Here is a 13,445-nt window from a genome sequence, read left to right as displayed (position 1 = left end):
GACTCTTCCGATTGTTATGTGGGAAAACATGCGGACCCAGGTTGACCCGACCATTGCGGCCGCTTCCACTCTACTCATTATCGGTACGGTCGTATTGTTTGCTTTCCAGGGGTTTACACGTTCCAAACAAAAAACAATGTAATATGATGCTCATGAAGTCTCCGTTTTACATGGAGGCTTTTTGTATTTTTCTCCTTTACGTTGTATTTTTGATGCGAATTCGCATTAAAACAATGCGATATAGCATTTGAAACCAACAAAGTTAAAATTAATACTTCTATTAGAATTATTCAGTATATTACAATAAAATTGAATGCAAAATTGCATTAAAAATTCATGTCCTTCTCTTAAAATCCCTTATAAATCAAGTTTTTAATTTTGGCATGGTAGTTGCTATGTTAAAAGGTGAGGAAGATAGAAGAGGAGGGCGGAAAAGCGGGTGAAAATATTGGAAGCTTATGTGGCGCCGAATATTGATAAATTAGTCCGTCAGATGCCATACGGTTTGCTCGTCCTTTCACCGGACGGGTTTGTCACAGGCTGGCAGGGCGAAATGGAGAACTGGTTTTTATTTAAAGAAAATGATGTTGTACAGAAACACCTGGCTGACGTCCTGCCTCTTGTTTTTTCTTCCTATGAATCGTTCTGCCGTATTGGACAGGATTACTGGGAGACGCAGATTCGAATGCCTTCTTTTTCGCTGCGCGGAGAATGGAAGCGGTATGAAGAAGGTGGTGTTCACACAGCGGATTTTCTTGTCCTTAGACGCGATGACCAGTATTTTGAGCTGGAAAACATTTTTGATACGTCGTTTGACGAAATTCTCGTTACAGATGGAGAGGGGCGCATTTTACGCGCCGGACCGAAAAGCGAGCAGTTGTATGGAAAGAAGATGGAAGAGCTTCTTGGCATGAAGACGACGGATTTGGCTGAGGAAGGCGGTTTTACGCCGAGTCTAACGCCTGAGATCATCGAGAAGCGCACCAAAGTATCGGGTGTGCAGGTCGCTGCGAATGGCAAAAAGCTGTATGTTATCGGCAACCCGGTATTTAACCCGGATGGGAGCATTCACCGCATTATTTTTAACTCGCGCGAGTATGAGGAAGTGGAAATGCTGCGCCAGCGTCTGGAGACAACGGAAAGTCTACTGGACGCATACCGGATCGAGCTTGAGAAGCTTAAGCGGAACAAAGGAGAAACGCAGGCCGACATGGTCGTGCTGTCTCCTGAAATGCAGCAGATTTACCAATTGGCTGAGCGGGTAGCCCATGTAGACTCTACGGTGCTAATTATCGGGGAGTCCGGAGTCGGGAAAGGCATGATCGCCCAGCGTCTGCACCGGGCAAGTCACCGTCATGACAAGAATTTCGTGCATATCAACTGTGGTGCGATTCCGGAAACGCTGATTGAGTCCGAGCTGTTCGGTTATGAGAAAGGGGCATTTACGGGCGCGAACACCGCAAAGAAAGGTGTGCTTGAGATTGCGGACGGAGGGACGGTGTTCTTGGACGAAATCGGGGAAATACCGGTAAATGTGCAGGTCAAGCTGTTACAGTTTCTGCAGGACAATACGTTCCGCAGGCTGGGAGGCAACCAGCTGCTGACTGTAAACACCCGGATTATTGCCGCCACAAACCAGGATTTGCGGAAGTTAATTGCGGAAGGGCGTTTCCGCGAAGATTTGTTCTACCGGCTGCATGTCATTCCGATTTCCGTTCCCCCCCTACGGCGGCGTAAAGAGGAGATTCCGGCTCTTATCCAGCATTTCGTGGCGCGTTTTGCGAAGAAATACGGACTTGTAAAGACATTCCATGAAGACACCATCGAATTATTGATTTCATACGACTGGCCGGGCAATGTGCGCGAATTGGAGAACATGGTGGAACGCTTGATTGTTACCAGTGAAGGGAGCGAGGTTCTTCCTCATCACCTTCCCGTGAACATTGCAAGAGATAGCGGCGGTTACCGTGCTGCGCCGATGATTAAAGTCAAAGGACTTTGTCCGCTTAAGCAGGCGGTAGAAGAAGTAGAAAAGCAGCTCCTCACGATGGCATACGATAAGTATGAAAATACGTATCGCTGCGCTGAAGTATTAAAGGTCAATCAGTCTACGGTAGTACGCAAGTTAAACAAATATTGGGGAGCAAGAAAGGGAGAAACAATATGACAACGGATATGAAAACCATGCCAGGTCAAAAATCGGTGCAGCTCCATGCGCGCCGCCAGAATGCAGTTGCAATAGGCCCGTATCATGTAACGCCGTTATATGTAGGTTCTGCGCAAGGCGCTACCATTATAGATGTGGACGGCAATGAATTAATTGACTTTGCCGGTGGCATTGGCATGCAGAACGTGGGGCACTGCCACCCGAAAGTGGTACAGGCCATTCAAGAGCAGGCGGCGTCCTCCATTCATAGTTGCTTCCATGTAATGCCATATGAAAGCTATATTGAACTTGCGGAGAAATTAAATGAGAAAACACCTGGCCGCTTTAAAAAGAAAACGATGTTTGCCAACAGTGGGGCGGAAGCGGTAGAAAACGCGGTGAAGATTGCGCGAAAAGCAACCGGGCGCAGCGCTGTTGTGTCTTTCGAACGCGCTTACCACGGCCGTACGCTGATGACTATGTCGTTGACAAGCAAAGTAAATCCGTACAAGCAAGGCTTTGGCCCGTTTGCCCCGGAAACATATAAACTTCCGTATCCTTATTATTACCGCGCGACGCAGGGCATGCTGCCGGAAGAAGTGGATGAACAAATCTTGAATTACTTTGAACAGTTCTTCTTAGGCGAAGTGGCGCCGGATAACGTAGCGGCCGTTATTATGGAGCCGGTACAGGGCGAAGGCGGCTTTATTGTTCCGTCTGCGAACTTCATGCAAGGCGTTCGCCGCATATGCGACAAATACGGCATTATCATGATTGCCGATGAAATCCAGACCGGCTTTGCGCGTACAGGCAAACTGTTTGCAATGGAAAATTACGGCGTGGCCGCCGATATTACGACATTGTCCAAATCGATTGCCGCAGGTATGCCGTTGAGCGCAATTACAGGCCGTGCGGAATTAATGGACGTTCCCGGACCCGGACAATTGGGCGGTACGTTCTCAGGAAGCCCTGTCGCATGTGCCGCAGGCCTCGCCGTGCTTGATGTGATTGAAGAAGAAAATCTTGTGGAGCGTGCACAGATTGTCGGAGGCCGCATGATGGACGCATTCCGAAACTGGCAGGACAAATACGACATTATTGGGGATGTACGCGGGCTCGGCGCGATGGTAGCAATGGAGCTTGTTACAGACCGCGCGACGAAAGAGCCGGCGAAAGAAGCGACCGCCAAAGTGGTCAGCGAATGCTGGAACAACGGACTGCTCGGTTTAAGCGCCGGTATTTTCGGCAATGTTCTCCGCTTCCTTCCGCCGCTTGTTATTACGGATGAGCAGCTGGAGAAAGGTCTGGGCATTCTGGAGCAGGCGATTGCGACAGCATCTAAATAAATTCTATAGATGGGAGAGAGAGCCATGCGTTACAACAACTATATCAACGGACAATGGAAAGAGCCTTCAACCGGAGAATACAGTGAAAATCAGAATCCTCATAACCAGGAAGAAGTGTTGGGCGAATTCCCTATAAGCGCGGCGGAAGACGTACACGAAGCGATCGCTGCAGCAAAGAAAGCATTCCCTGTCTGGAAAAAGCTCTCTTTCCAGCAGCGTGCCTTCTATCTGCAGAAAGCGGCAGATATTTTAAAAGCGAATTTCCAGGAAATAGGCCGTGACCTGACACTGGAAGAGGGAAAAACGCTGGCCGAAGGTATCGGGGAGACACAGCGTGCGATTAGCATCCTTGAGTATTACGCAGCGGAAGCTCGCCAACCTGTGGGAGATGTTATCCCTTCCGCAAATCCCGAGACGTTCCTGTACACCACACGTGTACCGGTTGGACCGATCGGTTTGATTACACCGTGGAACTTCCCGATTGCCATTCCGGTGTGGAAAATAGCTCCGGCTCTTATTTACGGCAATACCGTTGTCATTAAGCCGGCGGACATTACTCCAAAATCAGTCTACCACGTTATGAAGGCGTTTGATGAAGCGGGCATCCCGGCCGGTGTGATTAACTGTGTGTTCGGACGCGGATCTGTCGTAGGCGCGGAGATTGTTGAACACCCGGACATTAAGGCCATTTCATTCACCGGATCCAACCGGGTAGGTTTGCAAATCCAGGATCGTGCGACCGCCAAGGGCAAGAAGGTACAGCTTGAGATGGGCGGTAAGAACCCGCTGATTGTACTTGCGGACGCAGATGTAAACAAAGCGGTAGAGATTGCCGTTAACGGTGCGTTCCGTTCTACGGGTCAGAAGTGTACGGCGACAAGCCGCGTCATTGTTGAAGCGGGCATTTATGAGGCGTTTCGCGATCGGCTTGTGGAGCGCGTAAAGGGATTAAAAGTGGGCAATCCGCTGGACGACAACACATTCATGGGACCGGCCGTTTCTAAAACACAGCGTGACAGCGTAATGGCAATGATTGAGGCCGGTAAGAAAGAGGCGACGCTGCTGTGCGGCGGAGAGGCGCCTGCGGATGAAGAACTGGCAAACGGCTTCTACGTGCAGCCGACCGTATTTGAGAATGTACCGGTCGATGCCAGAATTGCACGCGAGGAAATTTTCGGGCCGGTTATCGCGCTGTTTAAGGTGAGAAGCTACGAAGAAGCGGTTGAGATGGCGAATGACACGGAATACGGTTTGAGCGCGGCCATTTGCACGAACAATTTCACACTGGCCCAGCGTTTCGTAGATGATATGGATGCGGGGATTGTACACGTGAACTCGGAAACGGCAGGAGCTGAGCCGCAGGTACCGTTCGGTGGCTGCAAGAATTCCAGTACCGGCTCCCGTGAGCAAGGCAAAACTGCAATTGAATTTTATACGCAGATAAAAACGGTCTATATGGATCGGATGTAAACCACCTTTTGCGGCGGAAATTGACAGTACGCAAAATGGAAAGGTATGATCAGGAGAAATAAATTTCTCCTGGAAAGTGGTGTTGCAGGGATGTTTACAGGCAAAACGTATTTTATTGCGGGTCACGCCCGCCTGCCGCAGGGAATGGCGGCGCGCAGCATTTTTGATACGCTTACGATTACGGTGGAAGCGGACGCAAAATATCATGTGATTCTCGAAGCTTCCTGTACGCTTGCTACAGATCATGGCCGGGATTTTATCGGCCAACTGTTGCGCGGATGCAGTCTGCAGGACGGAATCGACGAGCTTAGCCGGCGGATTGCGGACTATTACCAAGGAAAAGCCCAGAATGCGCTGGTGGCTGCGCTTCGTGATCTTCATAATCAGTATTTGCTGTATATTCAGAAATCTTCAAGTTAAAAACGCATCACGCTTTGTCCTGACATTGTATCCTTTCAACATCAAAGCATCACTTCTTGTACAGGGCAAAAGCGAGACAGGATGAGGAGCCGGCGGTGGAGATCTGACTCTATCTTGCTTTACTCCATCGCCACGGCTTTTTCATTCACCAGGCTTCGACTTTTGCTCTTGTTTTTTGCAGACTAAATTTATACTGTAAATTCTAAATTTTTTATTAAATCTGTTTTTTTTAGCAGTATTTTCAGTTGACTTTACTATGTTTATTTTAAAGGGGTGGGATTTTGGCTAATCAACAACAAGAACTGCACAAGGATTTAAAAACAAGACACGTAACGATGATTTCAATCGGTGGGGTTATCGGCGCCGGATTATTCGTGGGAAGCGGCTCGATTATTAATTCAACAGGGCCCGCTGCCCTCGTATCCTATATCCTTGGTGGGCTAATGGTCGTTTTTGTGATGCGTATGCTTGGAGAAATGGCTGTGCTAAAGCCTGACAGCGGCTCTTTCTCCACATATGCACATCAATCCATCGGACCGTGGGCCGGATATACAATCGGATGGTTGTACTGGTTTAATTGGGTCATTATTGTCGCGATTGAGGCAACCCTGGTCGGTGCGATGATTCATGATTGGATACCTTCAATCCCGGTGTGGGTGGGAAGTTTAATCGTATGGAGAATTCGAATACTGGCTGGCGTTTACTAAAGTGGCCGCGATTGTCGTGTTTCTGTGCCTGGGTGTCGCTATGATATTCGGATTAGTACCGGGTATCAAATCACCGGGGCTTACGAACATTATCGGAAACGGCGGATTCTTTCCGCAAGGAATTTTGCCTGTTTTTCTGAGTGTTGTCTTTATTACGTTCTCTCTTGTAGGAAGCGAGGTTGCTGCCATCGCGGCCGGAGAATCGGAAAATCCGGAAAAGAATGTCATGAAAGCGATAAACAGTGTAGTATGGCGTATTCTTTTGTTCTTTGTCGGTTCCGTGGCCATTCTGGTTACCGTTCTGCCGTGGGATGACAAGGAATTGATGAAAACTCCATATGCAAGCGTATTTGATATGGCGGGTCTGCCGGCAGCGGGAACCATTATGAATATTGTTGTCTTCATCTCGTTGCTTTCAGTTTTAAACTCGGGGCTTTATACAAGCTCACGCATGCTGTATTCCCTGGCACAAAAAGGAGACGCCCACCGTATATTCCTGCGGGTGAATGAAAGAGGTGTACCTGTCTGGGCGGTACTGGCAAGCACATTGTTTGCTTACGTTTGCGCCACATTTAAATTCATGTCTCCGGATAAATTGTTTGTGTTCCTGGCTAGCAGTGCAGGTGGTGTAACGATGATTGTGTACATCTTTATTGCCATTTCACATATTCGCGAAAGAAGAAAAATTGAAAAAGAAAATCCGGCGGCTCTTAAAGTGAAAATGTGGTTGTTTCCGTATTTAACATACGCAACGATCGTTGCGCTGGCCGCCATTTTTGTGGCTCAGGCTTTCATCGAGGACATGCGTTTACAGTTCTACCTGACTTCACTCATTTTCGTTCTGGTCGTCGGCTCCTATTTTATGTTTTACCGTGCGAAAGGGAATACGTCACGACCGGAACAAAAAGAAATAAAAAAATCAAGAAAAATTGTATAAAAGATTATTGACAGAATGTTAACAATACGATAGGATAAAGACATAAGCACAGTAGAAAATGTCAGAACTTGCAGAGAAGTTTCCCTTCTCGCATTCCGGTTTCTGTCTTACCTGTGGAATTAGTAAAGCTTATTAATGAACTGCATGAATCGCATAATACAGACTGTCTAGTTTACTGCCCTTCGAGCAATCGAAGCCGTTTCGTAAATAAGAGCCAGTTATACTATCTATCCTTCAGATAATGGAGGGAGAAGTGTAACTGGCTTTTTGTTTTATGCGGGAGACTACCAAACGGCTGACCGAATGCAAGAACGAGCAGGGAAGGCGGCCGGCCTCCACCCCGGCCGGTCGCTTTACAAATATAGAAGCAAATTAAAAAGATGCAAAATGGAGGAGGAATTAAGCATGACAATTGCAACAGAAACAAAAGTGGAAATGAAGTATCTTACCAAGCAACCAGGCTATGAAATCATGCCGCATCCGCAGCACAAAAGAATGTACCATATCCAATTGGATAATCAACTGCTTCAGCAGTTCTTTGCAGGTTGCAAAGATGTAAGTGAACAAGTGCTGCAATATACACCGTATGCCCGTCAGGTGCTTGCGTACCAGTTCAGAGAATTATTCGGTCAGTCGTTTATGCAAAACATTCGTGATATCCTCAATGAGCGCGAAACCGGGGGCTTCACCATCGGCGTACAGGGTCAAACAGAAGAAACCGAGGAATTCGTGAAATTCGCAACTGCATTAACGCACTTAATCGGCATTCCAAACTTTGATGCGATGACAGGCACATTCTATGCACGTTTTACGGTGAAGGACACCGATAACAGCGACTCCTATCTGCGCCAGGCATACCGCCTGTTCACACTTCATACAGACGGTACATTCGTTGACGAGCCGACCGACTGGCTGCTGATGATGAAGATGGACGAGAAGAATGCGAAGGGCGGAGAATCCCGTCTCCTTCACCTGGACGATTGGGAAGACCTTGATAAGTTCAGCAAGCATCCGATTGCCAGCGTGAAAATAACGTACAAAGCGCCGCCGAGCAAAAACGTACAGCAAACCGTAGAGCGCACGACGTTCTACGAAATCAACAACAAGCCGTGCATTTGCTTTATCGACCAATTCGCATATCCGGAAACGATTGATGAGGCAATGTACTTAAAAGAGATGTCCGAATCCCTGGAGAATTCTCCGGCGACGCATGCTCTGAAACTTCCGGTTGGCGACCTGGTTATGCTGAACAATACGTTCTGGATGCACGGCCGCGCAGCATTCGAGAAGCATCCGGAACTGCATCGTGAGTTGATGCGCCAGCGCGGATATTTTGCACGCGTATGATATAATAAAGGAGAATAGAAAAGAGGATGATGAGAGAGGACGATGTACAAGACGGAAAAAACGAATGTTTTTTCCGTCAATAAATCGCCCGTATCTCTCTCCTTCAATTCTCATCTTCAATCCTTCTTCTTCCTCTTTTCTTATTTCGAATCATGAAAGAATGTCCATATCTTTAAAGTAGAATTTATATAGGGGGAAGACAGCATGTATGATTTTGCGATAGTCGGTGGAGGGATTGTAGGGTTGTCGACCGGAATGGCGCTGACAAAGCGGTATCCCGGAGCGAAAATTATCATGATTGAAAAAGAGAAGGATTGGGCTCGCCACCAGACCGGGCATAACAGCGGTGTAATCCACTCCGGGATTTACTATAAACCGGGCAGCTATAAGGCGCGCTTCGCACGCGAAGGCAATGCCGCGATGGTGGAATTCTGTAAAGAGCATGGCATCGCCTACGACGTATGCGGTAAGGTTATTGTGGCTACGGAGCCGAAAGAGCTGCCGCTGCTTGATAATTTATACCAGCGCGGTCTGCAAAATGAGCTGAATGTAAAGAAAATCGATAAAGAAGAACTGAAAGAAATTGAGCCGCATGTAGCCGGACTGGCAGCCATCCGCGTACCAAGCTGCGGTATTGCTGACTATAAAGGCGTATCCCGCACGTTTGCGCGCATCATTCAGGAAGGCGGCGGTGAGCTGCGTCTTGGCACAAAAGTGGAAAATATCGCGGAAGAAGCGAACAAAGTGACAATCGAAACCAACCGCGGCACCATCGAAGCGCGCTTCCTCATTAACTGTGCGGGGCTACATAGTGACCGCGTGGCAAAAATGACCGGCATGAAAACAGGCATGAAGATTGTTCCGTTTCGCGGTGAATATTACGAACTGGTGCCCGAGAAACGCCACCTCGTTAAGCACTTGATTTATCCGGTGCCGAATCCTGATTTTCCGTTTCTCGGCGTTCACTTTACCCGCATGATTAACGGAGAAGTGCATGCAGGTCCGAATGCGGTTCTGGCATTTAAACGTGAAGGATACACCAAGAAGGATATCGATATAAAAGACGTGTTTGAGGTATTAACATATTCAGGCTTCTGGAAAATGGCCATGCCGAATATGAAAGAGGGCATGAAAGAAATGGTACGCTCCTTCAGCAAGCAGGCGTTCCTGCACAGCTTACAGCGTCTTATCCCTGAGCTAACGGAGAAAGACATTGTCCCGACTCATGCCGGCGTACGCGCACAGGCGCTCATGCACGACGGAAGCATGGTGGACGACTTCGCCATCTTCTCCGGTAAAAGTTCCATGCACGTATGCAACGCTCCGTCGCCGGCGGCTACCGCTTCGATTAAGATTGGCGAGGAGATTGCGAACCGGGTGCCGGAAAGTCTGGAATCCAGAATAAAAGCGCATGTCGTACCGGCGGTTTCGGTATAATAAAAAATAGAAAATAGGCAAAACCCGGTCATGAACCGGGTTTTTTGTTATAGTGTAGGAAAAACTCGCGAGGCGTGTGCCGACCGTTTGTCTTCGATGTGGAAAAAGGACGAGCGGCAACGTCCGCGAGTTTTTCTCATTGGTTTTGTGAATGAAATTATGGGAAAAGTTATACTTTATACAAATCGAGAAATTTATTTGTTACAATAAATAAAGCAAGATGATAAATTTTATCAAGAAATAAAGGGGAGATTAGCTGTTGGAGTATGTACAAGAGTATAAGCGGGCCCATAAAAAGCTGACCAAAGCGAAGATTGCCAAACGCTCCTTGTTTATTGTTCTGGGGGCTTGCCTGGTGGCCATCGGCCTGGAGATTTTTCTGGTGCCCAACCAGATTATAGATGGCGGTATCGTAGGCATTTCTATTATCCTTTCTCATTTGACGGGAGTAAACCTTGGTGTTTTTCTTTTTGTGTTGAACCTTCCTTTCCTTATCATGGGATACAAGGAAATCGGGAAGACGTTTGCCATCTCTACGCTACTGGGTGTAACGGTTATGTCGATTGGTACATCCTTTCTTCACCCTGTATCGGAACTAACAGAAGATCCGTTGTTGGCTGCGGTATTCGGTGGAATTATCCTGGGCATCGGCGTGGGAATGGTCATCCGCTACGGCGGCTCCCTTGACGGAACGGAAATTGTTGCGATTATGTTTAATAAGAAGCTCCCGTTTTCGGTGGGGGAGACGGTCATGGTCTTCAACATTTTCATTCTTGGAAGCGCGGGTTTTGTATTCGGCTGGGACCGGGCGATGTATTCGCTGATCGCATACTATATTGCATTTAAAATGATTGATGTAACCATTCAGGGCCTGGACGAGTCCCGTTCCGTGTGGATTATCAGCGACAAGCACCGGGAGATTGGGGATGCGCTGCTGGCCCGTCTTGGACGCGGTGTTACCTACTTAAACGGAGAAGGCGCCTACACGGGGGAGGATAAAAAGGTCATCTTCTGCGTCATCACCCGTTTGGAGGAAGCGAAGCTGAAATCAATTATTGAGGACATTGATGAAAAGGCGTTTCTGGCCGTCGGCTCGATTAACAATGTAAAGGGCGGAAACTTCAAGAAGCGGGACATCCACTAACCCATGAGTATGAAATAAGCGCAAAAAGCAATCTATGTTTCGAAACACGGATTGCTTTTTTCTGTGAAAATCATGAGAAAAGAAAGAGGAGAAGAGGAAAAAAGATCAAGGGAAGAAAAAGGCCTTCGCCTTTTTCCTCCATCTTATTTGTTCTTCTTCCTTCACCTCTCTTATCTCTCACCACTATATAAATGTTGAAACATCAAACGTTATCTATATACAGATCCAAGAAGGAGGAGCGGGCGTATGAACCTGACAAGCGTCCTCATTACCCATGTCCGAATTTATGCAGAACGGCAAGTGATTAATGAAGGATATATTGTGCTCCGGAACGGAATGATTCATGAAGTCGGAAGGATGGTTGACTTTAAAGAAAAAGAAACGTACGACAGGGTGTTTTCTTTTTCGAATGACCATGCTTTGATTCCCGGCATGATTGACCTGCATATTCACGGAGCGGCCGGAGCGGATGCGATGGATGCCACGTCCGAGGCACTGCGCATCATCGCGGAACACCTGCCGGGGGAAGGCACTACAGCTTTTCTTGCGACTACGATGACGCAGGAGGCGGAAGCGATCGAGCGGGCGCTTTCGAATGTCGCCGCCTATCGTAAACAGGCAAACGGGCCGGGGATGGCGGAGGTGCTTGGCGTGCATCTGGAAGGTCCGTTTCTCTCGCCGAAGCGGGCGGGCGCCCAGCCTGCGGATAAGATGCTTCATCCGGACATCGATTTGTTTGAGAAATGGCAGGGGATTGCGGACGGAGCGATTAGGCTGGTTACGGTCGCGCCGGAGCGGCCAGGCGGCATGGAGTTTGTATCTCATCTTGCTCGCAGCGGCATAGTAGCGTCCGTTGGCCATTCGGATGCCACATATGAGGAAGTGGCGGAAGGCGTGCGGCACGGACTTAGGCACGCCACCCATCTGTTTAACGGGATGCGAGGGTTGCACCATCGTGAGCCGGGGGTGGCCGGTGCGGTGCTGCTTCATCCGGAACTGCTTGCGGAATTGATTGTAGACGGTATTCACGTCCACCCGGAAATGGTGAAACTGGCTTACCGGCAGAAAGGCAGAGAAGGGCTGATTCTCATTACGGATGCGATGCGTGCCAAATGTTTGGGTGAGGGCATATATGAGCTCGGTGGCCAGGAAGTGGCCGTCCGGGGAGGACAGGCACTGCTTGCGGACGGAACGCTCGCCGGCAGCATCGTCAAGATGAAAGACGCCGTTACGAATATGCTGCGTTTTACCGGTTGCCCGCTCGAAGACATTGTCCATATGACCGCCGTCAATCCGGCGAAGCAGCTCGGACTGTTTGCCCGCAAAGGAAGCATTTCTCCCGGAAAAGACGCCGACCTTGTCGTTTTGGACAGGAAAAATGAGGTTGTTCTTACGATATGCCGCGGGCAAATCGCCTTTCATGCATGTTGAAATATTGTTATAGTATAAATCGTAGAAATCCCATTGACGCTTTACCGAAAAAGATTTACAGTTAGGCTATTGTATTGAAAAAACACAGAGATAATCGGTCACCGGGAACAAAAAGAGAGCGTATTTGTATATGGTAGAGGTGGTCCTATATGCATCAGCAATGGAGCTTACGCGGCGTATGGCAATGCCTGCCCGATAAAGATAATACATTTGAAAACAGCATAGAGAATAAGATCGTCTACGCATCGAACGAACAATCCTGGCAAGAGATTGCCGTGCCTTCCCACTGGCAGAAGGCCGGTTTTGAACACCACCAGGGTGTGATGTGGTACCGCAGAACGTTCCATGCACCAAAGAAGCAGGACGGTGTCCGTTATTTTCTGCATTTTGCAGGAGTAGATTACTTTTCCGAGGTATGGTTGAACGGTGTATACCTGGGTGCACACGAAGGGGACTTCGATTCATTTACATTCCCTGTAACCGCTTTCCTGCGGTTTGCGGCAGAAAATGAATTAATTGTAAAAGTGACGTCCGCCATCGATAAAAAGCCCGAGCGCAAAGAGATTGTCAAAGGCGGGCTGTATCACTGGGACTGTCTTCCGGTACGTCAGGAAGGGCTGACGGATTGTCCGGAGGTGCCGTCCGCAGCCAATGCGCAGTACCCGAATCCGCTCATCAATCCGGGCGGCATCTGGCAGGACGTAACGCTGGTGGCAAAGCCTGCGGTCCATCTGGGGCGTGTACGCATTACACCTCATTTGCGGGACAATTATACAAAAGCGAACGTATATTTCGATGTAGAGGTGCACAATGAGACAGGGGATGAGCGAGACATTGAATTGAGAGTGCGGCTTGTCCCCCACAATTTTACGGTAGAAAATACCGTAAGCATGACGCAGACTATGCCTGTGTTTCTGCGTCCGGGTTCGACGAATCAGGCGCTGCGGATGACCGTGCACAATCCCGCCCTCTGGTGGAGCTGGGATTTGGGACACCCGAACCTGTACCGGGCCGTGTTTGAAGTATGGATCGATGGCGAGCCTGTCGATACGGCAGAGGC

General features: G+C 48.6%; 9 protein-coding genes and 1 pseudogene. All 10 read left to right on the top strand.

All coding sequences use genetic code 11. From position 1 onward, the window contains the following. Positions 1 to 439 precede the first annotated feature (439 nt). Positions 440 to 2,167 carry a sigma 54-interacting transcriptional regulator gene (locus B2899_RS13115; protein ID WP_146808801.1) on the top strand — a complete coding sequence of 576 codons (1,728 nt, stop codon included), beginning with the start codon at positions 440 to 442 and terminating at the stop codon, positions 2,165 to 2,167. Next, positions 2,164 to 3,492, top strand: coding sequence for a 4-aminobutyrate--2-oxoglutarate transaminase (gene gabT / locus B2899_RS13110; protein WP_371863535.1), 1,329 nt, complete (start codon positions 2,164 to 2,166; stop codon positions 3,490 to 3,492). Before B2899_RS13115 ends, gabT begins: the two co-directional genes overlap by 4 nt. Positions 3,493 to 3,516: 24 nt before the next feature. Then, positions 3,517 to 4,962: an aldehyde dehydrogenase family protein gene (locus B2899_RS13105; RefSeq protein ID WP_286886389.1), complete on the top strand. Its 1,446-nt coding sequence runs from the start codon at positions 3,517 to 3,519 to the stop codon at positions 4,960 to 4,962. Positions 4,963 to 5,052: 90 nt separating this feature from the next. Further along, a complete protein-coding gene (locus B2899_RS13100; RefSeq protein ID WP_146808805.1) occupies positions 5,053 to 5,382 on the top strand; it encodes a DUF3870 domain-containing protein in 330 nt (109 codons plus the stop codon). Positions 5,383 to 5,717: 335 nt separating this feature from the next. Then, positions 5,718 to 7,026 (top strand): annotated as a pseudogene (locus B2899_RS13095) (amino acid permease). 405 nt (positions 7,027 to 7,431) lie between these two features. Further along, positions 7,432 to 8,373, top strand: coding sequence for a glutarate dioxygenase GlaH (gene glaH, locus B2899_RS13090; protein ID WP_146808809.1), 942 nt, complete (start codon positions 7,432 to 7,434; stop codon positions 8,371 to 8,373). A gap of 204 nt (positions 8,374 to 8,577) precedes the next feature. Further along, positions 8,578 to 9,810, top strand: a complete 1,233-nt coding sequence (lhgO, locus tag B2899_RS13085; protein ID WP_286886385.1) for an L-2-hydroxyglutarate oxidase — start codon at positions 8,578 to 8,580, stop codon at positions 9,808 to 9,810. Between the two features lie 256 nt (positions 9,811 to 10,066). Next, entirely contained in the window at positions 10,067 to 10,954 is an 888-nt protein-coding gene (locus tag B2899_RS13080; RefSeq protein WP_286886442.1) for a YitT family protein, read from the top strand. A gap of 246 nt (positions 10,955 to 11,200) precedes the next feature. Next, a complete protein-coding gene (gene nagA / locus B2899_RS13075; protein ID WP_414631779.1) occupies positions 11,201 to 12,385 on the top strand; it encodes an N-acetylglucosamine-6-phosphate deacetylase in 1,185 nt (394 codons plus the stop codon). 149 nt (positions 12,386 to 12,534) lie between these two features. Beyond that, positions 12,535 to 13,445: glycosyl hydrolase 2 galactose-binding domain-containing protein (locus tag B2899_RS13070; protein ID WP_286886384.1), on the top strand; the 911-nt coding region annotated here is incomplete at its 3' end.

The organism is Aneurinibacillus sp. UBA3580 (assembly GCF_002375825.1).
GTDB lineage: Bacteria > Bacillota > Bacilli > Aneurinibacillales > Aneurinibacillaceae > Aneurinibacillus > Aneurinibacillus danicus.
The sequence above is the reverse complement of the archived record's forward strand: the minus strand, read 5'-3'. Positions and strand labels throughout refer to the sequence as shown.

Coding starts and splice junctions, on each gene's coding strand:
- nagA (WP_414631779.1), top strand. CDS start 11,201: ATGAACCTGACAAGCGTCCTCATTACCCATGTCCGAATTTATGCAGAA.
- lhgO (WP_286886385.1), top strand. CDS start 8,578: ATGTATGATTTTGCGATAGTCGGTGGAGGGATTGTAGGGTTGTCGACC.
- B2899_RS13105 (WP_286886389.1), top strand. CDS start 3,517: ATGCGTTACAACAACTATATCAACGGACAATGGAAAGAGCCTTCAACC.
- glaH (WP_146808809.1), top strand. CDS start 7,432: ATGACAATTGCAACAGAAACAAAAGTGGAAATGAAGTATCTTACCAAG.
- gabT (WP_371863535.1), top strand. CDS start 2,164: ATGACAACGGATATGAAAACCATGCCAGGTCAAAAATCGGTGCAGCTC.
- B2899_RS13100 (WP_146808805.1), top strand. CDS start 5,053: ATGTTTACAGGCAAAACGTATTTTATTGCGGGTCACGCCCGCCTGCCG.